General features: G+C 68.0%; 19 protein-coding genes and 1 pseudogene. 6 read left to right on the top strand and 14 right to left on the bottom strand.

The genetic code is table 11. The annotated features are described in order from the left end of the window. Nucleotides 1–13: 13 nt before the first annotated feature. The 9 genes and pseudogenes from murD to HBE63_RS13515 form a co-directional block, all read right to left on the bottom strand. Nucleotides 14–1507 (bottom strand): UDP-N-acetylmuramoyl-L-alanine--D-glutamate ligase, encoded by a 1494-nt coding sequence (murD, locus tag HBE63_RS13470; RefSeq protein WP_166909759.1) that lies wholly within the window; start codon nt 1505–1507, stop codon nt 14–16. Continuing rightward, nucleotides 1507–2586 (bottom strand): phospho-N-acetylmuramoyl-pentapeptide-transferase, encoded by a 1080-nt coding sequence (gene mraY / locus HBE63_RS13475; RefSeq protein WP_166905190.1) that lies wholly within the window; start codon nt 2584–2586, stop codon nt 1507–1509. Before mraY ends, murD begins: the two co-directional genes overlap by 1 nt. Beyond that, on the bottom strand, nt 2583–4121 hold the full coding sequence (gene murF / locus HBE63_RS13480) for a UDP-N-acetylmuramoyl-tripeptide--D-alanyl-D-alanine ligase (protein WP_166905191.1): 1539 nt from the start codon (nt 4119–4121) through the stop codon (nt 2583–2585). Before murF ends, mraY begins: the two co-directional genes overlap by 4 nt. Then, on the bottom strand, nt 4118–5659 hold the full coding sequence (locus HBE63_RS13485) for a UDP-N-acetylmuramoyl-L-alanyl-D-glutamate--2,6-diaminopimelate ligase (RefSeq protein WP_166905192.1): 1542 nt from the start codon (nt 5657–5659) through the stop codon (nt 4118–4120). The genes murF and HBE63_RS13485 overlap by 4 nt, the downstream gene beginning before the upstream one ends. Before the next feature lie 52 nt (nt 5660–5711). Then, complete coding sequence (locus HBE63_RS13490) at nt 5712–7640, bottom strand: penicillin-binding protein 2 (protein WP_166905193.1); 1929 nt, start codon at nt 7638–7640, stop codon at nt 5712–5714. Beyond that, a pseudogene (locus HBE63_RS31405) lies at nt 7637–8867 on the bottom strand (hypothetical protein). The gene HBE63_RS13490 and the pseudogene HBE63_RS31405 overlap by 4 nt, the downstream one beginning before the upstream one ends. Next, a complete protein-coding gene (gene rsmH / locus HBE63_RS13505; RefSeq protein WP_371815028.1) occupies nt 8864–10054 on the bottom strand; it encodes a 16S rRNA (cytosine(1402)-N(4))-methyltransferase RsmH in 1191 nt (396 codons plus the stop codon). The pseudogene HBE63_RS31405 and the gene rsmH overlap by 4 nt, the downstream one beginning before the upstream one ends. After that, on the bottom strand, nt 10029–10457 hold the full coding sequence (gene mraZ / locus HBE63_RS13510; RefSeq protein ID WP_166905196.1) for a division/cell wall cluster transcriptional repressor MraZ: 429 nt from the start codon (nt 10455–10457) through the stop codon (nt 10029–10031). Before mraZ ends, rsmH begins: the two co-directional genes overlap by 26 nt. 447 nt (nt 10458–10904) lie before the next feature. After that, nucleotides 10905–11306, bottom strand: coding sequence for a DUF3040 domain-containing protein (locus HBE63_RS13515; RefSeq protein ID WP_166905197.1), 402 nt, complete (start codon nt 11304–11306; stop codon nt 10905–10907). A gap of 229 nt (nt 11307–11535) precedes the next feature. On the opposite strand from HBE63_RS13515, the gene HBE63_RS13520 reads away from it, so the two are divergent. The 4 genes from HBE63_RS13520 (at nt 11536) to HBE63_RS13535 (ending at nt 15623) form a co-directional block, all read left to right on the top strand. After that, nucleotides 11536–12144: an N-acetyltransferase gene (locus tag HBE63_RS13520; protein ID WP_166905198.1), complete on the top strand. Its 609-nt coding sequence runs from the start codon at nt 11536–11538 to the stop codon at nt 12142–12144. 11 nt (nt 12145–12155) lie between these two features. Next, nucleotides 12156–12872 carry a DUF3153 domain-containing protein gene (locus HBE63_RS13525; RefSeq protein WP_166905199.1) on the top strand — a complete coding sequence of 239 codons (717 nt, stop codon included), beginning with the start codon at nt 12156–12158 and terminating at the stop codon, nt 12870–12872. Nucleotides 12873–13001: 129 nt separating this feature from the next. Next, a complete protein-coding gene (idsA2, locus tag HBE63_RS13530) occupies nt 13002–14090 on the top strand; it encodes a bifunctional (2E,6E)-farnesyl/geranyl diphosphate synthase (protein ID WP_166909761.1) in 1089 nt (362 codons plus the stop codon). A 3-nt stretch (nt 14091–14093) separates the two neighbouring features. Then, nucleotides 14094–15623, top strand: coding sequence for an alpha-(1->6)-mannopyranosyltransferase A (locus tag HBE63_RS13535; RefSeq protein WP_166905200.1), 1530 nt, complete (start codon nt 14094–14096; stop codon nt 15621–15623). On the opposite strand, the gene HBE63_RS13540 is transcribed toward HBE63_RS13535, so the two are convergent. Beyond that, nucleotides 15612–16016, bottom strand: coding sequence for an Rv2175c family DNA-binding protein (locus HBE63_RS13540; protein ID WP_166905201.1), 405 nt, complete (start codon nt 16014–16016; stop codon nt 15612–15614). The two genes, HBE63_RS13535 and HBE63_RS13540, sit on opposite strands and share 12 nt — an antisense overlap. Before the next feature lie 36 nt (nt 16017–16052). On the opposite strand from HBE63_RS13540, the gene HBE63_RS13545 reads away from it, so the two are divergent. Then, the gene (locus HBE63_RS13545; protein WP_166905202.1) at nt 16053–17312 is read left to right on the top strand and encodes a protein kinase; all 1260 of its coding nucleotides are present in this window, start codon (nt 16053–16055) and stop codon (nt 17310–17312) included. 9 nt (nt 17313–17321) lie between these two features. On the opposite strand, the gene HBE63_RS13550 is transcribed toward HBE63_RS13545, so the two are convergent. The 3 genes from HBE63_RS13550 to HBE63_RS13560 are packed head-to-tail and all read right to left on the bottom strand — an operon-like array spanning nt 17322 to nt 20155. Beyond that, nucleotides 17322–18719, bottom strand: coding sequence for a class II 3-deoxy-7-phosphoheptulonate synthase (locus HBE63_RS13550; RefSeq protein ID WP_064932658.1), 1398 nt, complete (start codon nt 18717–18719; stop codon nt 17322–17324). Between the two features lie 33 nt (nt 18720–18752). Next, on the bottom strand, nt 18753–19271 hold the full coding sequence (locus HBE63_RS13555) for a polyadenylate-specific 3'-exoribonuclease AS (protein ID WP_166905203.1): 519 nt from the start codon (nt 19269–19271) through the stop codon (nt 18753–18755). Continuing rightward, nucleotides 19271–20155, bottom strand: coding sequence for a hypothetical protein (locus HBE63_RS13560; RefSeq protein WP_166905204.1), 885 nt, complete (start codon nt 20153–20155; stop codon nt 19271–19273). The genes HBE63_RS13555 and HBE63_RS13560 overlap by 1 nt, the downstream gene beginning before the upstream one ends. Nucleotides 20156–20236: 81 nt before the next feature. Between HBE63_RS13560 and HBE63_RS13565 the strand changes: the two genes are divergently transcribed. Next, nucleotides 20237–21550, top strand: coding sequence for a glycosyltransferase 87 family protein (locus tag HBE63_RS13565; RefSeq protein WP_166905205.1), 1314 nt, complete (start codon nt 20237–20239; stop codon nt 21548–21550). Here the strand turns inward: HBE63_RS13565 and HBE63_RS13570 are convergent. Further along, nucleotides 21547–22290, bottom strand: a complete 744-nt coding sequence (locus HBE63_RS13570; protein WP_166905206.1) for a 1-acyl-sn-glycerol-3-phosphate acyltransferase — start codon at nt 22288–22290, stop codon at nt 21547–21549. The genes HBE63_RS13565 and HBE63_RS13570 overlap by 4 nt on opposite strands. Between the last annotated feature and the right edge of the window lie 65 nt (nt 22291–22355).

The raw sequence follows: 22355 nt of genomic DNA on the forward strand, positions 1-22355 counted from the left end.
CCGGCCACCTCGGCTACCCGATCGCGGCGCGGACGGCGCCGGCGAATGCATCGCCACGCTGGCCGTAGCCGCTGAACTGATCGAAGGACGCGCCTGCCGGGGCCAGCAACACGGTGTCACCCGCACCGGCCAGCCCGCGGGCGACATCGACGACCGCCGCCATGACCGCGTCGGAGACCGGACGGTCCCCAACGTCGATCACACGAGTCACATGATCACCAATAGACTCATTCGTCTCAAGCACCCCAGAATCCTCCCCCGTCACAACCTCCACAACGGGGACATCCGGGGCGTGTCGCGATAACGCATCGGCAACCATCTGCCGGTCCCGCCCGATCAGCACCACAGCAACCAGGCGATTCGCCACGTGACGCACCAATTCGTCGACCGAAGCGCCCTTCAGCAAGCCCCCGGCGATCCAGATCACGCGGTCGAACGCGGTGATCGAAGCCTGCGCGGCGTGCGGATTGGTGGCCTTGGAATCGTCGACATAGCGCACCCCGTCGGCCTCCCCGACCAACTCGGCACGGTGCCTGCCGACCTGAAACGACGCCAACGCGCTCGCGATCGAGGCGGGGGCCACCCCGACGGCACGGGCCAACGCCGCGGCTGCCAACGCATCGAGCACGCCGACCGGACCGGCCACACCGATCGTCGCGGCATCAGCCAACTCGACATCGTCGTCGAACGCGCGGTCGACGAGCTTGCCGGCACGCACGCCGAGCTCGCCGGCGGCCGGTTCGCCCAGCCGGAATCCGACTCGAACCGGCGCCCCGGCGGCCGGCAGCAGACCGGCGGCCACCGGATCGTCGAGACCCACCACGGCCACCCGGCCGGCCAGCGCCCGGGCCTTGTCGGCGGCATAGCCAGCCATCGAACCGTGCCAGTCCAGGTGGTCCTCGGCGACATTGAGCACCACGCCGGCGTCCGGGCGCAGCGAGGGCGCCCAGTGCAGCTGAAAACTGGAGAGCTCGATCGCCAGCAACTCCGCGGGCTGGTCCAGAACGGCCAGCACCGGGTCACCGATATTGCCGCACAACAGGCTTCGACGCCCGTCGGCCAGCAGCATCTCGTGCAGCATCGACGTAGTGGTGGTCTTGCCATTGGTGCCGGTGACCACCAGCCAGCGCCGGGGCGGACCGTAACGGCCCGCGGCGTCCAGCCTCCAGGCCAGCTCCACATCGCCCCAGATCGATACCCCGGCTTCGGCCGCCGCGGCCAGCACGGGGGCCGTGGGCGGGAATCCCGGGCTGGTCACCACCAGCGCGTAGTCGGCGATCGCAGCGACGGCCGCGGCGGGATCGATGACGGTGGTGCCCTGCCCGGCGAATGCGCGCAGAGCCTCGGCGTTGTCGTCGCACAGCGTCGCAGCCACGTTCAGCGGTGCCAGCGCCGCCAGCACAGCCCGTCCGGTGACCCCCGCGCCGGTTACCAACACCGGGGCACCCGGGGTCAGCAGAGAAAGATCCTCGTCACCGCCGCGCCCGCCGGATGGGCCCACCACCATCAGGCCCCGACTGCGGTGAGCCACTCGCTGTAGAACAGGGCCACACCCAGACCACAGGCGATCGCCGTCAGCAGCCAGAACCGGATGATGACGGTCGTCTCGGCCCAACCCACCAGCTCGAAATGGTGATGGAACGGGGCCATCCGGAACACGCGGCGGCCCGTGGTACGGAACGCCAGGATCTGCACCACCACCGACGTCACCTCGGCCACGAACAGTGCGCCCAGAACGACCGCGAGGATCTCCGTGCGACTGGTCACCGAAAGCCCGGCGATGATGCCGCCCAAAGCGAGCGAGCCGGTGTCCCCCATGAAGATCTTGGCCGGCGCGGCGTTCCACCACAGGAAGCCGATACACGCGCCCGCGGTCGCGGCCGCGATGATCGCCAGGTCCAACGGGTCACGCACGTTGTAGCAGCCCAGACCCGGTGCCGTGGCGCAGGCATTGCGGTACTGCCAGAAGGTGATCAGGACGTAGGCCGCGGTCACCATCGCCATCGCGCCGGCCGCCAACCCGTCCAGACCGTCGGTGAAGTTCACCGCATTCGACCAGGCACTCACGATCACCACGCAGAACAACACGAAGACCCACGACGCCAGCGTCACCGTGGCGATCTCGCGGACATAGGACAGCTCGGGGCTGCCTGGGGTCAGCCCGTCACCGTTGCGGAACTGCAGGGCCAGCACGCCGAACAGCACCGCGGCGGTCAGCTGGCCGACGGTCTTGGCGGTCTTGTTCAGGCCCAGGTTGCGCGAACGACGCAGCTTGATGAGGTCGTCGACGAAGCCCACCAGGCCGAGCATCGTGGCCAGCCCCAACACCAACAGCCCCGAGGCCGACGGACCGTCACCGCCCAGCGCCACCCCGACCAGATGGGTGCCCAGGTAGCCCGCCCAGATGCCGGCGACGATCGCCACGCCGCCCATCGACGGCGTCCCGCGCTTCTTGGCGTGGCTGGCCGGGCCGTCCTCACGGATCTCGTGCCCCAGCCCGCGCTTGGTGAACAGCCGGACCAGTGCCGGGGTGAGCAGGATCGAGACCGTCAGTGCGATACCGACGGCGATGAGAATGAGCTTCATCGGTCGGCGTTCCCCATTTCCGCAACCAGCGCATCGGCCAGCGCACCCAACCCCACCGAGTTGGATGCCTTCACCAGCACCACATCCCCGGGCTCCAGCTCAGCCTGCAGCAGGGCCAGCGCGGCATCGGCGTCTTCGACCATCGTGGACTCAGATCCCCACGAACCCTCCATCACCGCGCCGTGGTGCATGGCGTTCATAGTCCTCCCGGTTCCGACGACGATTAACCGAGACACATCTAAGCGCACCGCGAACCGTCCGATGGCGTCGTGCTCGGTTATCGCGTCGTCACCGAGTTCGGCCATCTCGCCCAACACGGCCCAGCTGCGCCGCTTGCCGTGCAGGTCACCGGTGGGTTCACCGGAGCTCTGGCGGGCCATCCAGGCCAGCGCCTTGAGTCCGGCGCGCATCGAATCGGGGTTGGCGTTGTAGGCGTCATTGATCACCGTCACACCGTCGGCGCGGGTACCGACCTGCATCCGGTGCCGCGAGACGGGGCCTGCGCCCGCCAACGCCGTCGCCACCTGGTCCAGGCCGGCGCCGCACTGCAGCGCGACCGCGGCCGCACACAACGCATTGCCGACCTGGTGATCGCCGTGCACCGCGAGTGCCACCTCTGTTTCCCGACCGGCCGACCCGCTACCCGCGTGCAGGGTGAACCGCGGGCGGGCCAGTTCATCGAGGGCCACCGGGCCGGCCCACACGTCGACCTCGGAACCCGGCTCGCGTGACACCCGCACGACACGGGCGGCGGTCTTACCGGCCATGGCCGAGACCGCGGTGTCGTCGACGTTGAGGATCACCACACCCGAGGCCGGAACAGCTTGCGGCAACTCGGCTTTGGTATTCGCAATCGCCTCGCGCGAGCCGAACTCACCGAGGTGCGCGGTGCCGACGTTGAGCACCACCGCGATCTGCGGCGGGGCGATGGCCGCGAGGGCGGCGATATTCCCGGGATGCCGCGCCGACATCTCCAGGATCAGGTAATCGGTCTCGGGTGTCGCACGCAGCACGGTCCACGGATGACCGAGCTCGTTGTTGAACGAGCCCGGCGGCGCAATCACCTGCCCGAGCGGGTCCAGTACCGCGGCCAGCAGATCTTTGGTCGAGGTCTTGCCCGAGGAACCCGTCACCCCGATGATCGTCAGCCCCTCGGCGACCAGCTCGACGGCCACCGCGGCCGCGAGTTTGGCCAGCGCGGCCAGGACCGCCGCGCCGGAGCCATCAGTGTCGAATTCCAAAGCGCCAGAAGCGGTGTCGGCCGCCCCCGGGTCAGGCGAAACGATGATCGCGGGCACCCCGACTGGGCGCGCGGCCAGCACCACGGCGGCTCCGGATGCCACCGCCGCCGCCGCGAAGTCATGGCCGTCGGATCGGGCGCCCGGCAGCGCCAGGAACAATCCGCCGGGGCCGATCGCGCGGGAGTCGAATTCGACGGTGCCCGTGACGGTCGTGGCGGCCGCGTCTTCGGCGGTGATGTCGGCCAACTCACCGCCGACGATCTCGGCGATCCTGGCGATGGTCATCTCGATCACGTGCCCGGCTCCCCTTCCTTGAGTGCCTCCAACGCCGCCGCCAACTCCTCACGGTCATCGAACGGCCGGGTGTGGCCGCCACCGGTCTGGCCGCTCTCGTGCCCCTTGCCGGCGATCAGCACGATGTCGCCGGGCCCGGCCCAGGCCACCGCATGGTCGATGGCCGCCCGCCGATCGCCGACCTCCACGACCTCGGCGCCCGCCTGCGCTTCGGCGGCCCCGGCCATGATCGCCGCGCGGATCAGTGCGGGGTCCTCGTCGCGGGGATTGTCATCGGTGACGACGACGAGATCAGCCAGTTCGGCCGCGACCCGCCCCATCGGAGCTCGCTTGCCCGTATCCCGGTTGCCGCCCGCCCCGAACACCACCCCGATGCGACCCGGCCCGGAACCCCTCAATGTCTCCAGGACGGCCTGCAGAGCCCCGGGCTTGTGCGCGTAATCGACCAGTGCCAAGAACTGCTGTCCGCGGTCGATCGGCTGCAGCCGCCCCGGCACGGTCGCCGTCCGCAGTCCCGGGGCTGCCTGCTCGGGCGACACCCCGGCCCCGTCCAGCAGTGCGATCGCCAGCGACGCATTGGCGACGTTGTAGGCACCGGTCAGCCCGATCCGAAGCTCGTGGGCCACCCCGGCCGGGTCGACGAGGGTGAACTCCTGGGACCCGACGCCGACCGCCGAGACATTGCGCACCTGCCAGTCCGCCGACGCTCCCGCGGCACTCACGGTCGTCACCTTCTCGGCACGGGCCGCCATCGCCGCGCCCGCATCGTCGTCGACACAGATCACCGCGGCGGCGGCGTGGTTGCGCGACCCGGGATCGAACAGGCGGGCCTTGGCCTCGAAGTAGTCCTGCATCGTCGGATGGAAATCCAGGTGGTCGCGCGACAGGTTGGTGAACCCGCCGAGCGCGAAAACGATCCCGTCGACCCGGCCCAGTGTCAGCGCATGGCTCGACACCTCCATCACCACGGTGTCGACACCCCTTTCGACCATCACGGCCAGCAACGCCTGAAGATCCGGCGCCTCGGGCGTGGTCAGAGCGCTCGGCAGATCGCGTCCGGCGATGCGCACGCCCACGGTGCCGATCAGTCCGGCCACGCGGCCGGCAGCCCGAAGCCCCGCCTCGGCGAGATACGTCGTGGTGGTCTTACCCGAGGTTCCCGTCACCCCGATGACCGTCAACCGCTCCGACGGACGCCCGTACACCTCGGCCGCCACCTCACCGAGCACCGAGCGAGGGTCGGGATGGACCAGGACCGGGACGTCGAGGTCACCCAGATCGGCCGCGCCGGCAGCGTCGGTGAGCACCGCCGCCGCACCGGCGGCCACCGCGTCGGCCGCATAGCGCGCGCCGTGCACCGCCGATCCCGGCAGCGCGGCAAACAGGTCCCCGGACCGGGCATCCTGGCCGCGCAGCGTCACTCCTGTCACCCGAAGTTCCGGCAGGGGATTTCCGGTGGCGGATACCGCTTGGACCTGTTCGGCGAGCGGCACGAGGTATTGGCCGGCGGGACGGTTGGGACGCAGCTTCATGGCCATGCCACAGTACCCATCTGCGGTCCACCGGCCGCACCACCCACAACTATCGCGGTCAGGTCGCCTGCAGGGTCAAGCGCGGCCCCGGATCGGCCGACAACGGGACGTTGTGACGTTGCAGCAGCCACGAGGCGATGTTGTGGAACAGCGGCGCCGCCGAAGATCCCGGTGAGCCGTCCGCGGCGCGGTGCGGCGCGTCCATCATGATGCCGACGACATAGCGCGGATCATCGGCAGGCGCCATGCCGGCGAAGGTGATCCAGTAGACGTCGTCGTAGTAGCAGCCGCACGCCGGATTGATCTGCTGCGCCGTACCGGTCTTGCCGGCGATCTGGTAGCCCTCGACCGCGGCCTGCGGGCCAGTACCCTGCTGCGCACCCATGGGATCACGCTGCACGATGGCGCGGAACATGTTGCGTACCGTGCGGGCGGTCTCCGGTGTCACCACCCGAACCCCTTCCGGCCGCGGCTCATCGGTCCGGGTGCCATCGGGCGCAATCGTGGACTTGATGATCCGCGGCGGCATGCGGACCCCGTCGTTGGCGATCGTCTGATACATCCCGGTCATCTGCAGCAGAGTCATCGAAAGACCCTGTCCGATAGGGAGGTTGGAGAACGAGCTACCCGACCACTGATCGATGGGCGGAACCAGACCCGAACTCTCACCCGGTAGCCCGACGCCGGTGCGCTGACCGAGCCCGAACCGGCGGACCATGTCGTAGAACCGATCCGGACCCACACGCTGGGCCAACATCAGGGTACCGACGTTGGACGACTTCCCGAACACACCGGTCGTCGTGTACGGCATCACGCCGTGGTTCCACGCGTCGCGGACCGTGACGCCGCCCATGTCGATCGAGCCGGGCACCTGCAGCACCTCGTCGGGATTGGCCAGACCGTACTCGATCGCGGCCGACGCCGTGATGATCTTGTTCACCGAGCCGGGCTCGAACGGTGAGGACACCGGTAGGTTGCCCATCTGCCGGCTGTCCTGCCGACCGAGGTCCTGGCTCGGGTCGAACGTGTTGTCGTTCGACATCGCCAGTACCTCACCGGATTTCGCGTCGAGCACCACCGCCGAGACATTCTTGGCACCCGAGGCGTCCTTGGCCTGCTGCACCTGCTGCTGAACGTAGTACTGGATGTCGTCATCGAGGGTCAGCTGCACATTGGAGCCGTTGACCGCGTCGTGCCGGTTGCGGTAGCTGCCCGGGATCACCACACCGTCCGAACCCCGGTCGTAGGTGACCGAACCGTCGGAGCCGGCCAACACCGCGTCGAGAGAATCCTCAAGTCCCAGCAAGCCGTGACCGTCCCAGTCGATGCCGCCGACGATGTTCGCGGCCAGCGATCCTCCCGGGTACTGACGCAGGTCCTGGCGCTCGGAACCGACTTCGGGGAACTTGTCCATGATGGCGCTGGCGATCGCGGGATCCACCGCGCGGGCCAGATAGACGAAAGTCTCGTTGCTTCGGAGCTTCTTGAGCACCGTCTTGGCGTCCGGCCGGTTGTCCAGCCGGGTGGCGATCTCCTTGGCAATGTCCGAGAGCCGGCGATCCGGATCCGGCGCCTCGCTGGATTTGGCCTTGGCCTCGGCGAGCTGTTTGCGGACCCGGACCGGCTGGAATGTCAGCGCTTTGGCCTCGATGGTGAACGCCAGCTTGTCGTCATTGCGGTCGACGATGCTGCCTCGCATGGCCGGGTTCACGTCGGTGACCTTGAGCTGGCTGGCCGCCTCGGCGCGCAGCCCCGCGGCCCTGGGCACCTGGAGCGTGAACAGCTGCACTGCCGCGATCACCAACACTGCGAGCATGACCAGGTTCCCGGTGCGATGCCGGAACACGAAAGATGAGCTGCGCAAACCTGTTTCGGTGGCGGCCACCCTGGTTCGGCGGTCCCGGGCCTCATGTCCGGGCCCCGGCGAGGCCTTCTTGGCCCGCTGCGGCTTGGGCGACTGACCCTGACGGCCCGGGCGGCGGCTCATACGGCCGGCGCCTGCGCGTTGACGCCGGCAGCCGGAACATGTGCCGCGGGGGCCGCCGGTGGGCTGAATTGCTCCAGCGGAACGACGGGGCCCGGGGCGGGGGCGGCCAGCGCCTGCGCCTGCGCGGCCGGTCCCGGAGCGGCCGGTCCCGGCAGGACCGGTCCGGGCGCGGTCGGCACACCGGCGGTGGGCACGTGCGTCGGATCAGTGACCTGTTGTGGTGCGAGTTGAGCGGGATCAACCGGCGCGGGCGGCGCCAAGGGGACCGGAGCCGGAGCCGCGAGCACGTTCGGTGCCGGCGCGGGTCCCGGCAGGACCGGCCCGGGCACCGGCGGTACGGCTCCCGGCACGCCATGGGGTGCGTCGGCCTGCGGGACCGGGATGCCCGGAACGGCAGGAGAACCCGGGCGCGGCGCCCGCACCGTCAGCTCCCGCGGATCGACCACCCGCGGGGCCGGGGGCTGTCGATTATACACATCTCCGAGCCCACGACACTAAGCAGGACATCGTATGCCGTCGTCTGCTTGAAAAAACAAAAGAGAAACAAGCGACCGAGCCATCGGTGTTCAACGGGGGCGGCGGCACCCCTTCGGCCGGCTTGGGGGTCCCGACGACAGTCCAGTTGCCCGCTGCGTCCTGCACCAGGTGTGCGGTATCGCGCGACGGGATCATTCCCAGATTGCGGGCAGACTCGGCCAGCGCCGGTGCGGCCTGCGCCTCGAGCACATCGCGCTCCAGCGCCTCTTTCTGTTGCAACAGACCCTGATTGACCTGGCGGGCATGGCCCAACTGGTAGGACCGCTCGGCCGAACCGGTCGACAGCCACAGCGTGACCGCAAGTCCCAGACCCAGTGCCGCGATCACCAACACAACGAACGGCACACGGGAGACCAGGACGCGGGGGTTCAGCTCGATCGAGGCCAGCCGGACCAGCAGACGTTCCCGGAGCCGAACGCGCAGTGGCGGACGGACAACCTTGGGAGCCTTGGCTTTACGAGCCTTCGCCCGCGCTTTTGCCTGGCTGGCACTCTTGGGCCGGGCCGGCCGGGTACCCGGCCGCTGAATCGGCCCGGCACTCGGTGCCGTACGCGCGGGTCGCTGCTCGGAACCCGGCCGGCGCTTGCGCGGCGGGGCCTGATCGGTGCGCCGCCCACCACCTCGGGCCGGTTGACGCACCGGACGCCTGCGGTCTGCCTCGCGCAGCTGTTCGGGTCGCTTGACCTTCATGAGTTGCCCCCTTCCCCAACCTTTTCCAGTGCCCGCAGCCGCACCGGAGCGCTACGCGGATTGCGATCGATCTCACTTTGGCGGGCCTTCTCGGCGCCGCGGGTCAACGTGACGAATTCGGGTTCATGGCCGGGCAGTTCGATGGGTAGGCCGGGCGGGGTCCGCGATGCCGTGGCAGCAGCGAACGCCTGCTTGACGATCCGGTCCTCGAGTGACTGATACGACATCACCACGATCCGTCCGCCGTCGGTCAGCGCGGCGAGCGCGGCAGGCAACGCGGCGCGCAGCGAATCCAGTTCGCCGTTGACCGCGACCCGCAGCGCCTGGAAGGTGCGCTTACCCGGATGCCCCCCGGTACGGCGGGCCGGTGCCGGGATCGCCTCGTAGAGCAGTTCCACCAGTTCACCGGTGGTGGAAAACGGTTGCTGCGCACGCCGTTTGACGACCTTGTCGGCTATCCGGCCGGCGAAGCGCTCGTCGCCGAAATCGCGCAGAATCCGCGCGATCGACTTGGTGTCGTAGGTGTTGAGGATGTCCGCGGCCGTCAGCGGTGCATCGGGATCCATCCTCATGTCCAGCGGCGCGTCGGTGGAGTAGGAGAAGCCGCGCTCGGTCTGATCGAGCTGCATCGAGGACACCCCGAGGTCGAACAGCACACCGTCGATCTGGGTGAAGCCGGATTCCGCTATCGCCCCGGCGATTCCGTCATAACGGGTCCGCACCGGTCGCATCCGGTCGCCGAACGGCGCCAGGCGGGCACCGGCGATGCCGAGCGCATTGGGGTCACGGTCCAGGCCGATCACCCGCAGACCGGGAAACTCGGTCAGGAAGCGTTCGGAATGGCCGCCCGCGCCGAGCGTGGCGTCCACCAGCACTGCGTCGGTGCCGTCCTGGTGGTGACGGGTGAGCGCGGGGGCCAGCAGCTCGACACAGCGGTCGAGCAGAACCGGGATGTGACCGTGGCCCTGGGAGTCGGACCGATCTGGGGAATCTGGCACCGCTGAAACACCTCCGCTCGGAATGGCCCCTGCACCGGGGTCTCTGTCCGAATTAACGGACCTGGCGTTGGGGAAGTACGCCAGGGCCAATTCGGGCAGAGGCCTCGCTGCACGGGCTAAGTCCAGGCCGGCCGCCGGTTGACGGGCCGTATCAGGGGCACCATCAGAGAACGTCGCGAGTCTCATCAGTGGCCGCGGAGAAGTTTTCTTCGTGGGTCTGCTGGTACTCCTGCCACGCGTCGGCATCCCAGATCTCCAGGTAGTCGACCGACCCGATAACCACACATTCCTTGGACAGGTTTGCGTAGCGACGGTGATCCGCCGACAAGGTGATCCGACCCTGGGTGTCCGGACGCTGTTCGTCTGCGGCCGCGGCGAACACCCGCAACTGCGCACGACGTTCCGGATGCGCCTTGGCCTCTTCCACCGCTTTGCGTGCGCGTTCCTCGAACTCGTCCCGCGGGTACACGGCCAGGCTGTGATCTTGACTCTTCGTGACCATCAACCCTCCTGCCAGTACGTCGCGGAACTTGGCGGGCAGCGTGAGCCGCCCTTTGTCGTCGAGCTTGGGCGTGTAGGTACCCAGAAACATCTGGACACCTCCCGCCACCGGAGTTCGGATCCCGAGTCGCTTGTGAGATCCAGGCCAGGCCTTCTGCCCTCCGAACGGGGTTCCGTTTTCCCCGTTGGCCGCCACTTTACCCCACGATCCCCCACTTTGCTCCATTTAGTCCGCCAAGTTTGGGCGTTCTCCCCACCCAAGCCCCCCAGAACAGACCCCTCAGCGCGTCTTCGCACCCAAACCCGGGCCATAGAAACGGAGAAACCGCAGGTAGACACCTGCGGTGAAAGAGTGGGGGGTTGTGGGGTGAAATTCCCTGAGAATCTGCTGCGCTCCCCCACACAGCCCCACGGCCCCACCCGGAGACCTGATCCGGCGTGTCGCTGGACATGCCCCCGACACCCGACCCGGGCACACGACAACGCACAAAAAAAGGGGCAACCCGTTACGGGCTGCCCCCTGAATCCGTCTGACGGCTCAGTCGTCGAACCGGCGTCGGAATCGGTCTTCCATCCGAGTGGTGAAAGACCCGCCGCGCTGGCGACGCTGTCGCGGTGCATTGCCGGAACCCTGGGCCGCACGCCCCGGTCCACCGGTCACGCGCGGGCCCGTGATCGCGAACACCACGCCACCGAACATCACCACGAATCCCACCACCGACAGGATCGGGAACCCGCCGAGCATGGTGGCCTTCACGGCCACACCGATGACCAGCAGGGCCAGACCCACGATGAACAGCAACGCGCCCTGAAGCCGGCGCCGAGCCGATGGCGCGCGCAAGGTCCCACCACGAACGCTCGAGGCGAACTTGGGGTCCTCGGCATAGAGCGCGCTCTCGATCTGGTCGAGCATGCGCTGCTCATGATCGGAGAGTGGCATTCGTCCCTCCTTGCCGACGCCGCCGTCGCTTTTCAAGATTTCACGTGCCCGCAATCACGGGCACCTAACCCTAATGATACGAGGTCGATCCGAGCCGTACCACCTTGTTCGCCGTCGATTGTAGGTCGTCGCGAGATAGCTCGGGTCGACGGGACCGACCGTCTCGCAGCCGGATAATGCTGAAGATAATGAGTTAGGCAGGACACCGGGCGGGCGAAAGGCGAAGGCATTGGCGACGTATCTCATCGATCTGTCGCCGGACGACATGAAGCGCCGGCTTCCCGACGCACTGCGCGTGTACGTCGACGCCATGCATTACCCACGCGGAACCGAGGAGCAACGCGCGGCCCTGTGGCTCGAACACACCCGGCGCACGGACTGGAAATGCGTGGCCGCGGTCGAGGCGCCCGATGCCGATGCGGAATCAGGCGCGGGCCCGAACCGGGCAGATCTGGTCGACGCACCGCTGAACGGAATCGCATACGGCTACAGCGGCGCGCCGGATCAATGGTGGCAGCAGCAGGTCATCTCCGGCCTGCAGCGGATGGGCGCCAACCCGGGACAGATCGCCGACCTGATGGGCAGCTACTTCGAACTCACCGAGCTGCACATCGCGCCCCGCGCCCAGGGCCAGGGCCTCGGCGAGGCTCTGACCAGGCGACTGTTGGACGGACGGGATGAATCTCACGTGCTGTTGTCGACCCCTGAGATCAACGGCGAGGCCAATCGGGCGTGGCGGTTGTACCGGCGGCTGGGCTTCACCGACGTCATCCGCGGGTACCACTTCGCCGGGGACCCCCGGCCGTTCGCCATCCTCGGTCGCCCACTGCCGTTGTGAGATCTGGCACGATGACCAGCGTGCACGTCCGACCACCGAGCCGCCTTCCCAGACGTAGCCGACGGACCCGCCTGCTCACGTTGGTGATGTTGTTGCTGATCCTGCCCATGGCGGTGGGCTGCGTCCGGGTCCGCACTTCGATCACGGTCTCCCCCGACGACAGGGTGTCCGGTCAGATCATCGCCGCAGCCAAGCCGCGGGACGCCGATGACAGGGGCCCGCAACTGCTGAACAACCTCCCGTTCGCCACGAAGGTCTCCGTCTCGGAGTACAGCCGCGACGACTTCGTCGGTTCCCAGGCGGTGTTCTCCGACCTCACGTTCGCCGAACTGCCCCAGCTGGCCGGCATGAGCCGAGATGCCGCCGGAGTCGACATCTCCCTGCGCCGCGCCGGTGACCTGGTGATCCTGGAAGGCCGGGTGGACCTCACCTCGCTCAACGATCCGCAGGCCGACGTTCTGCTCACGGTGTCGTTCCCCGGCGAAGTGACCTCGACCAACGGCGATCAGGTCAGTTCCTCGATCGTGGAATGGAAACTGCGGCCGGGCATCGTCAGCACCATGAGCGCCCAGGCCCGCTACACCGATCCCAGTGCCCGGTCCTTCACCACCGCGACCATCTGGCTCGTCGTGGGCGCATTCCTGGTGGCCGGCGTGATCGGTGCCCTGGCCTGGATGAGCCGGGACACCTCCCCGAAACCGGGTGACCCGGTCGCCGGCAGCGACTGACCGCGCAGCCGTCCCCGACGGGCACATTGCGACACCGCCCTCACTTGGTACAAAGCGCGTGGCACGCTCTACGCTGAATGCACTCTCGGGGACATACCGTTGACGACAAGAAAGGGGCGGGCGCTGAGCGTGCAGACATCGGCTCCGTCAACCGTCGAGCTGGCCGGAGCCGTCACCGACCAATTGCGCGACTACCTGCGTGAGCGCCGCCGCGACTCCGAGTACATCGGAACCGACTACGCCGAGCTGACCGGGGCCCTCGAAGAATTCGTGCTGCGCGGCGGCAAGCGGATGCGCCCGGCTTTCGCCTACTGGGGCTGGCGCGCGGTGATCGACCCGGCCGACCGCCCCGCTGGTCCCGATGTGTTGAGGTTGTTCGCCGCGCTGGAATTGCTGCAGGCCTGTGCCCTGGTGCACGACGACGTCATCGACGATTCGGCCACCCGCCGTGGCTTGCCCACCGTGCACCGGGTCTTCGCCGACCGGCACCGCGACCGCAACTGGCACGGCTCGTCCAAGCAATTCGGCCTGTCGGCAGCCATCCTGGCCGGCGATCTGGCCCTTTCCTGGGCCGACGACGTCGTGTCCTCCGCCGACATCCCCGTCGACGCTCAGCAACGCGTCCAGCAGGTCTGGCGCCACATCCGCACCGAAGTGCTCGGCGGCCAGTACCTCGACATCGTCGCCGAGTCCAGCGGTGCCGAATCGGTGGCCTCGGCGATGAACGTCAACACCTACAAGACCGCGTCATACACCGTGGCCCGGCCGCTGCAACTGGGCGCGGCTGCGGCCGCCGACCGGCCCGACGTGCAGCAGATCTTCCACCAGGTCGGCAACGACCTGGGCGTCGCCTTTCAGCTCCGCGATGACGTGCTCGGAGTGTTCGGCGACCCGGCGGTGACCGGAAAGCCCTCCGGTGACGACCTGCGATCCGGCAAGCGAACGGTGCTGCTCGCCGAGGCACTCGAGCTCGCCGACAAATCCGACCCGGCCGCCGCAGAACTGCTGCGCACCTCGGTGGGCACCGAGCTGTCCGACACACAGGTGGGCGACCTGTGCCGGGCCATCGAATCAGTAGGCGCCCTGGCCGCGGTCGAGGCACACATCGAACTGCTGACCAACCGTGCCCTGGACACGCTGGCAGCCGCCCCCATTCACGCCCAGGCAAAGACCGGCCTGGCCGAGATCGCCCGTTTCGCGGCGAACCGGTCGGCGTAGGAGATGCCGACCGACACCCCGGGCACCGGGGTCTCGCAACACATCTCACGCCTGGCCGCATTCGCGGTGTCCGCCGATGCCCGCCCGGCCCGGCTGGGTTTCCTGGGCGCGGCCCTGCTCACCATCGGCGGGCTCGGCGCGGGCAGCACCCGATTGCACGACCCGCTCCTGGAGTCACTGCACCTGTCCTGGCTGCGATTCGGGCACGGCCTGGTGCTGTCCTCGATCCTGCTGTGGGTCGGCATCGCGGTGATGCTGATCGCCTGGCTGTGGCTGGGCCGGCGCGTGATCGACCGCACCGCAACCGAATACACCATGGTGGCCACGACAGGTTTCTGGCTCGCGCCTCTGCTGCTGAGCGTTCCGCTGTTCAGCCGGGACACCTACTCCTACCTCGCCCAGGGCGCGCTGCTGCGCGACGGCTTCGACCCCTACGTGGTGGGGCCGGTGGAGAATCCGAACGTCCTGCTGGACAACGTGAGCCCGATCTGGACGACGACCACCGCGCCCTACGGACCGGCGTTCATCCTGGTCGCGAAGTTCGTCACGTTGCTGGTGCGCGACGACGTCGTGGCCGGCACCATGTTGCTGCGGCTCTGCATGCTGCCGGGCCTGGTATTGCTGATCTGGGCGACGCAGCGCGTCGCCCGCCACATCGGCGCGAGTCCGGCCACTGCGCTGTGGGTCTGCGTGCTCAACCCGCTGGTGATCATCCACCTGATGGGCGGCGTACACAACGAGATGCTGATGGTCGGGCTCATGATGGCCGGCATCGCACTGACGTTCCGACAGCACCCCGTCTGGGGTGTCGGCCTGATCGCCATGGCCGTCGCAGTCAAAGCGACCGCGGGACTGGCACTTCCGTTCGTCGTCTGGGTGTGGACGCGGCAGCTGCGCGACCGCCACGACCACCCACCGGTACGGGCATTCGTCCTGGCGACCGCCGCTTCCATGGCGATCCTCGCCGCGGTGTTCGCGCTGATGTCATGGCTGGCCGGCGTCGGCCTCGGTTGGCTGTCCGCCCTCGCGGCGGGAAACGTGAAGATCATCAACTGGCTGACCGTGCCCACGGCCGCCGCCAACCTGATCAACGCCATCGGCGGCCTGATCTTCCCGGTCAACTTCTACGCCGTGCTCGAGGTCACCCGCGTCATCGGCATCCTCACCATCGTGATCGCCCTACCGCTGTTGTGGTGGCGCTACCGGCACACCGACCGCGAAGCCCTCACCGGCACCGCCCTGGCCATGGCGGTGGTCGTGTTGTTCGTTCCCGCTGCGCTGCCCTGGTACTACACGTGGCCGCTGGCCGTCGCGGCCGCCCTGATCCAGACCCGGCCCGCCATCGCGGTGGTGGCCGGGCTCTCCACCTGGATCATGGTGATGTGGAAACCCGATGGGGCACACGGCATGTACTCGTGGGCGCACGTGCTGCTGACCACGGCATGCGCGGTGGCGGCGTGGTACTCGCTGTACCGTGCACCCTCGAGCCCCGCGCCTGAGCCGGCGGCCGAGAACCAGCCGTCAGTAACCTAGCGCCTGCGCGCGGCGCAGCACCTCACGTGCCTGGTGGGAATGCAGGGCGTCGACCGGGCGGGCATTGGCCACCTGCTCGGTGCGGCCGTCGGCGGTGATCGTCAGCGACTCGTCCGGGGTGAACAGCCAGCGCACGATCTCGGTGTCGCGGTACCCGCCGTCGCGCAGCACGACCAGCAGGCCAGGCAGGTGCTTGACCACATGCCCGTCGCCATCGAAGAAGATCTTCGGCACCACCATGACGCGGTCGCGGCGCACGGCGATCAACTGACCGTCGCGCAACTGTTGATGGACCTTGGTGACCGGAATGCCGAGCAAACCCGACACCGTCGGTAGGTCGTACACGGGCTCGTCGGGGTCCAAGACGTCATCGGCGACCGGAATGCTGCTCACCGCACTGATTCTAAGACCACGGCCGCAACTCGTAACATGTGTCCGGTGGAGCAGCAATCGGATCCACTCGTCGGCACCATGCTCGACGGGCGCTATCGCGTTGACACCGTCATCGCCACCGGCGGCATGTCCACGGTCTATCGCGGGCTCGATGTCCGCCTGGACCGTCCCGTCGCGCTGAAGGTGATGGACTCCCGCTACAGCGGCGACAACCACTTCCTGACCAGGTTCGGGCGCGAGGCCAAGGCGGTGGCCCGGTTGAAGGATCCCGGGTTGGTCGCCGTCTACGACCAGGGGATCGACCACCAACACCCGTTCCTCGTGATGGAGCTGATCGAGGGCGGCACACTCCGCGAACTGCTGGCCGAACGCGGCCCGATGCCCCCGCACGCGGTCGCCGCGGTGCTGGCTCCGGTACTCGGTGGGCTCGCGGTGGCACACCGCGCCGGCCTGGTGCACCGCGACATCAAGCCCGAGAACGTCCTGATCTCCGACGACGGCGAGGTCAAGATCGCCGACTTCGGCCTGGTGCGCGCCGTCGCCGAGGCCAAGATCACCTCGACCAGCGTGATCCTGGGCACCGCGGCCTACCTGTCCCCCGAGCAGGTGAGCACCGGCGACGCCGACCCGCGCAGCGACGTGTACGCCGTCGGCATCCTCACCTACGAACTGCTCACGGGCGTCACGCCATTCACCGGAGACTCGGCGCTCACCGTGGCCTATCAGCGCATGGACAACGATGTGCCCGCACCGAGCGGGATAATCGCCGGGGTGCCAAAGCAATTCGACCAGTTCGTGCGCCGCGCCACCGCACGCGATCCGGGACAACGCTTCGCCGACGCCGACGACATGCGGGCCGAACTGGCCGAGATCGTCGACGACCTCGGCCTGCCGGCGTTCCGCGTACCCGCACCGCGGCATTCGGCGCAGCACCTGGCCGCCACCCGTGTGCACGACCTCGGCGCCCCCGACGACCGCCATGCAGAGACGACCGTCGTAACTGCCGCGCCGCCGTCCCCGCCGGTGGCGCCCCCGGTTGCTCCCGCACCGCGGCAGCCCACCCGCGAGATCACCCGCGACCAGCACGACTGGGCACCGATCCCGGCCGATCCCCAAGCGGCCGAATACTCGCTCGGGGCAGGGCAATTCGCCGGTATCGAAATGAGCGAGTTCCACTGGGCCCGCCAACGCGCCCAACGGGCGCTGGCGTTCTGGGTGATCGCGGTACTCACCCTGACGGGCCTGGTCGCCGCCGCAGCGTGGACGCTGGGCAGCAACATCGGCGCGTTGCTCTAGCCGACAGTCTTAGCCGCGCAGCATCTCGGCGACCAGGAAGGCCAACTCCAGGCTCTGCTGGGTGTTGAGCCGCGGATCGCATGCAGTCTCGTAGCGGCCGCCCAGATCCGAATCCGAGATGTCCTGCGCCCCACCGAGACATTCGGTGACGTTCTCTCCGGTGATCTCGACGTGGATGCCGCCGGGGTGGGTTCCCAGGGTGTTGTGCACCTCGAAGAACCCCTGCACCTCGTCGACGATGCGGTCGAAATGGCGGGTCTTGTAGCCGGTTGACGACTCGTGGGTGTTGCCGTGCATCGGATCGCACTGCCAGATCACCTGGTGTCCGGTCGCCTGGACCTTCTCGATGAGCGGCGGCAGCAGATCACGCACCTTGTTGTTGCCCATCCGCGTCACCAGCGTCAGCCGGCCGGGCTCGTTGTTCGCATCCAACCGCTCGACGTATTCGACGGCCATCTCCGGCGTCGTGGTCGGCCCCAGCTTGATCCCGATCGGGTTGGCGATCACCTCGGCCAGCGCCACATGGGCCCCGTCGAGCTGACGCGTACGCTCACCGATCCACAGGTAGTGCGCGGACTGGTTGTACAGCTTGCGCGGCCCGTCCGGGTTCTCGGCAGGGTCGGCCAGCCGCAACATCGCGCGCTCGTAGTCGATCACCAGCGCCTCGTGGCTGGCGAAGATATCGGCGGTCTGCAGGTTACGGTCGGCCACCCCGCAGGCGGACATGAACTTCAGGCCCCGGTCGATCTCCCCGGCCAACGCCTCGTACCGGGCGCCTGCGGGCGAAGTCCGGACGAACTCGCGGTTCCAGTTGTGCACCAGGTCCAACGACGCCAGTCCCGACGAGGTGAGCGCGCGCACCAGGTTCATCGCGGCGCTGGCATTGGCGTAGGCCCGCACCAACCGCGACGGATCGTGCTCACGCACTGCGGCATCCGGGGCGAAGCCGTTGACCATGTCACCGCGATAGGACCTCAGGCCCAGCGCATCCAGATCAGCCGAGCGCGGCTTGGCGTACTGACCCGCGATGCGGGCCACCTTCACCACCGGCATGCTGGCGCCATAGGTCAGCACCACAGCCATCTGCAGCAGGGTGCGGATGTTGGCCCGGATGTGCGGCTCGGTGTTGTCGACGAACGTCTCGGCGCAGTCGCCGCCCTGGAGCAGGAAGGCCTCGCCACGGGCGACGTCGGCCAGCAGACCCTTGAGCTTCTCGATCTCCGACGGCACGGTGACCGGCGGCACGCTCTCCAGCACGGTACGCATGGCCTTCGCCGCGTCGGGGTCCCAGCTGGGCTGCTGCACGGCCGGCTTGGCCAGCGCCGCATCAAGCCGTTGACGCAGCTCGTCGGTCAGCGGAGGCAGCGGTGGCAGCTGGTCGATGGGGATGTCGACGGTCCAGTTCACCCGTTCATGGTAGCCGCCGGTGAATGGCTGTTTTCAGGGTTGTGTGGTGCCGGATTCCCGCGCCGGGGTGAGCCCGATCCCCGTCATCAACTGGAACCGGTGCAGATTGTGCCTGGCATCGACGAGTGCGTCGTGCGCATCGGTCGGTCGCGCGGGCATTCGCGGTGATCCACGGTCCTCCCAGAACTGGCGCAGTTCGCGGGTGAACCGCGGCATCGCCGGAGGCAGATCGGTCATCGGGCCCCACAGCTGGCACAACACCACGTGGTCATAGGCACCCACCCACGCCCACAACTCGATCGGTTCGTCACCGTCGACGTTGAAGAAATCCTCCAGCTCCGACCGGATCTGCCGCCGTGACCGCCACAGCTTCGACGCCGGGGACGGCAGCTTGGGCAGCACATGCTTGCGCACCCACCGGCCGGCCCGGTCCGGATTGAATTCCGTCGAGATCGCGTAGTACTCGCGGCCGTCCTCGGCGGCGACGCCGATCGAGATCAGCTCGATGGTGCGACCGTCGTCGATGAACTCGGTGTCATAGAAGTAGCGCATCACCCGATCCGTCCGGTCCGCTCGGCGGAGGCTCCCGGTGACTGCGCCGGGGCGGGGGCCGCGTGGATCTCACGATCCAGCTGCGCGTCGACGGTGGCGTCGTCGGGGAACTTCGGCATGCCGGTGATCGCGTCCTGCAACCACAACTTGGCCTGCACCACAGGCCGGCGCAGCCAGCGCTCTCGCTCCAGAGCGCGGTGCATCTTGCCTGGATGGCCGGTGTAGCGCCAACGCGCCCACGGCGCATGCGGCCGCGACAGCCGAACTGCCCCGACGAACAACAACGGGGTTATGAACATGCCCACCAATCCAGTCCACACCTTGCCTTTGAGCAGCACCACCACCGCCAGGAGCAGGGTCAGTACCGCAACTATGACCACGAGCGCCCGCATGGCCGCCGACTGGTCCTCGCGCCAGATACCGATATCAAAGAATGACAGCGGATTGAAACCCAGGATCAACAACCCCGCCACCGCCACTGCGGCGAACACCGCATCCACCGAGGTACGGCCGTCCTCGGCCCAGTACACGTCCGACAGATGCAGGATCAGTGCGAACTCGTCGAGCACCAGGGCCGCGCCGATGCCGAAGAACACCGCGGCCACCGTGAACTCCGGTACACCGCCGTTGACCGCGAGCGTCACCATCGTCACACCCGAAGCCATCACCAGCACGACGCCGATCACCATGTGATGGATGTGCACGGATCCGTGCCCCATGTTGCGAGGCTGCCACCACTTCGGCGGCCGTTCGCGGCCGGCATTCCTGCGGATGTAACGCACCACGAGACGCGTCACGAAGAACGTGAGAATGAACGCCACCAGGCAGCACAGCAACGGCAGGCGATCGCGGGTGAGGAAATCGAGGTGAACGGTCGCATGCACGCACAGAACTTACGCCGACCTGCGCGCGTCGCGAGTGCGGATGCGCCGTCGGAGTGTGGCCCCCGATAGTCTGTTGAGGACATGAGTAAGCGGCAGTCGCCCGGCGGGGCTGGTTGGGCACCGACGATCGGGTGGCGGCTTTTTCAGTTGCTCACAGCGGCCGGGTTGATCCTGGTCGGCTGGAGGCTTCTGGGGCACGTGCCCTATCGCATCGACATCGACGTGTATCGGATGGGCGGGCGGGCGTGGCTGGACAACCAGTCGCTGTACGCCGACGGCGCCATCTTCCACACCCAGGGCGGCCTGGACCTGCCGTTCACCTATCCCCCGCTCGCGGCGATCATGTTCGCCCCGTTTGCCTGGCTCTCGTTGCCTGCGGCCAGTCTGGCGATCACCGCCACCACGCTGGTGCTGCTGATCGTCTCCATGGTGATCGTGCTGACCCGGCTGAACGTTTGGCCGGACACCGCGATCAGCTCCGAGCCCGCCTGGCTGCGGCGCTGCTGGCTGGCCACCGCGCTGGTGGCACCCGCGGTCATCTGGCTGGAGCCGATCCGGTCGAACTTCGAGTTCGGGCAGATCAACGTGGTGCTGATGATGCTGGTGGTCGCCGACTGCGTTCCGCGCCGCACGCCGTGGCCGCGCGGTGTGTTGTTGGGTGTGGCGATCGCGCTCAAGCTGACCCCCGCGGTATTCCTGCTGTACTTCCTGCTGCGCCGCGATGTACGCACCCTGCTGCGGACCGCCGCGGCCGCAGTGGCAGCGACGCTGGCCGGGTTCGTCCTGGCCTGGACGGACTCGATCGAGTACTGGACCGAGACGGTGCGCAACACCGACCGGATCGGTACGGCCACGCTCAATACCAACCAGAACATTGCGGGCACTCTGGCCCGGCTCGGCCTGTCCGAGGGTCCGCGGTTCGCCTTGTGGGTCGTCGCCTGCTTCGCGGTGTTGGCGCTGACGGTGTGGGCGGCAAGGCGCGTCCTGCGCACCGGCGCCGATGAGGCCCCGGTGGTCACCCTGATCTGTGTGGCGATGTTCGGCCTGGTGGTCTCACCGGTGTCGTGGTCGCATCACTGGGTGTGGTCACTACCCACCTTGTTGGTGACCGGCGTGCTCGCCTACCGGATGCGCCAGTTCCATCTGTCCGCGCTGGCCCTGGCCCTGGTGACCCTGATCGGGTTCGCCTTGATGGTGTGGACGCCTATCGCGTTGTTGACCCCGCACCACGAAACTGCGGCATCGGTGATGCGGCAGCTGGCCGGTGACGCCTACCTGTGGTGGGCGCTCGCGGTCATCGCCGTCATCGGACTCGTGTCCACATCCAGGACGGGCCAGACCACCGCCGTCCCCGCCACCCCGCTGGTCCAACTCAGCGGGGGCGAAGCGGCCTAACCGGCCGCGGCGTGCGGCAGGCGCGACGCGGGCTTGGTCGTATCGACCGGCTGACCGTTGGTCTGCTGCGCGCTCTCCTTGATGGCAGCGGCGTAGAGGTCGACGTATTCCTGACCGGAAAGGTCCATGAGGTCGTACATCACCTCGTCGATCACCGCGCGCTCGATGAAGCGGTTGCCGGCCAGACCGTCGAACCGGCTGAAGTCCATGGGCTTGCCGAATCTGACCTCGACCCGGCCGAACCGCAGCCCCTTCGTCCCGGGCGGATTGACCACGTCGGTACCGACCATGGCCACCGGAATCACCGGAACCCCGGTCTCCAGCGCCAACCGGGCCAGTCCGGTCTTGCCCTTGTAGAGGCGCCCATCGGGCGAACGGGTGCCCTCGGGATACATGCCGAGCAGCTTGCCCTCGCCGAGGATCCGGGTGGCGGTGACCAGAGCTGCCTGCGCCGAGTCCGCGTCGGTGCGGTCGATCGGAACCTGGCCGGCCACCGTGTAGAACCACGCCAGGATCCGGCCCTTGATTCCCGTGCCGGTGAAGTACTCCTGCTTGGCCAGGAACGTGATGCGGCGGTTGACCACCAGCGGCAGGTAGAAGCTGTCCATCACCGCCAGGTGGTTACTGGCCAGGATGGCCGGACCATCACTCGGGACATGTTCCAGCCCAGTGATTTTCGGCCGGCCGAGGACGGCCAGTAAGGGGCCCAACAGGACGTACTTGAACAGCCAATACCACATGGACCCTCCACCTTGGGCGCACCGCACAATGCTCTGCGACAACTGTACCCAGGCCATGTTGTGGC

Origin of the sequence: Mycobacterium sp. DL440 (assembly GCF_011745145.1) — a bacterium.
Taxonomy (GTDB): Bacteria; Actinomycetota; Actinomycetes; order Mycobacteriales; family Mycobacteriaceae; genus Mycobacterium.

Bases quoted from the DNA above. Each gene is read 5' to 3' on its own strand.
- murD (WP_166909759.1), bottom strand. From the start codon at position 1,507: ATGGTGGTGGGCCCATCCGGCGGGCGCGGCGGTGACGAGGATCTTTCT.
- mraY (WP_166905190.1), bottom strand. From the start codon at position 2,586: ATGAAGCTCATTCTCATCGCCGTCGGTATCGCACTGACGGTCTCGATC.
- HBE63_RS13485 (WP_166905192.1), bottom strand. From the start codon at position 5,659: ATGGCCATGAAGCTGCGTCCCAACCGTCCCGCCGGCCAATACCTCGTG.
- HBE63_RS13490 (WP_166905193.1), bottom strand. From the start codon at position 7,640: ATGAGCCGCCGCCCGGGCCGTCAGGGTCAGTCGCCCAAGCCGCAGCGG.
- mraZ (WP_166905196.1), bottom strand. From the start codon at position 10,457: ATGTTTCTGGGTACCTACACGCCCAAGCTCGACGACAAAGGGCGGCTC.
- HBE63_RS13515 (WP_166905197.1), bottom strand. From the start codon at position 11,306: ATGCCACTCTCCGATCATGAGCAGCGCATGCTCGACCAGATCGAGAGC.
- HBE63_RS13525 (WP_166905199.1), top strand. From the start codon at position 12,156: ATGACCAGCGTGCACGTCCGACCACCGAGCCGCCTTCCCAGACGTAGC.
- HBE63_RS13535 (WP_166905200.1), top strand. From the start codon at position 14,094: ATGCCGACCGACACCCCGGGCACCGGGGTCTCGCAACACATCTCACGC.
- HBE63_RS13545 (WP_166905202.1), top strand. From the start codon at position 16,053: ATGTGTCCGGTGGAGCAGCAATCGGATCCACTCGTCGGCACCATGCTC.
- HBE63_RS13555 (WP_166905203.1), bottom strand. From the start codon at position 19,271: ATGCGCTACTTCTATGACACCGAGTTCATCGACGACGGTCGCACCATC.
- HBE63_RS13565 (WP_166905205.1), top strand. From the start codon at position 20,237: ATGAGTAAGCGGCAGTCGCCCGGCGGGGCTGGTTGGGCACCGACGATC.
- HBE63_RS13570 (WP_166905206.1), bottom strand. From the start codon at position 22,290: ATGTGGTATTGGCTGTTCAAGTACGTCCTGTTGGGCCCCTTACTGGCC.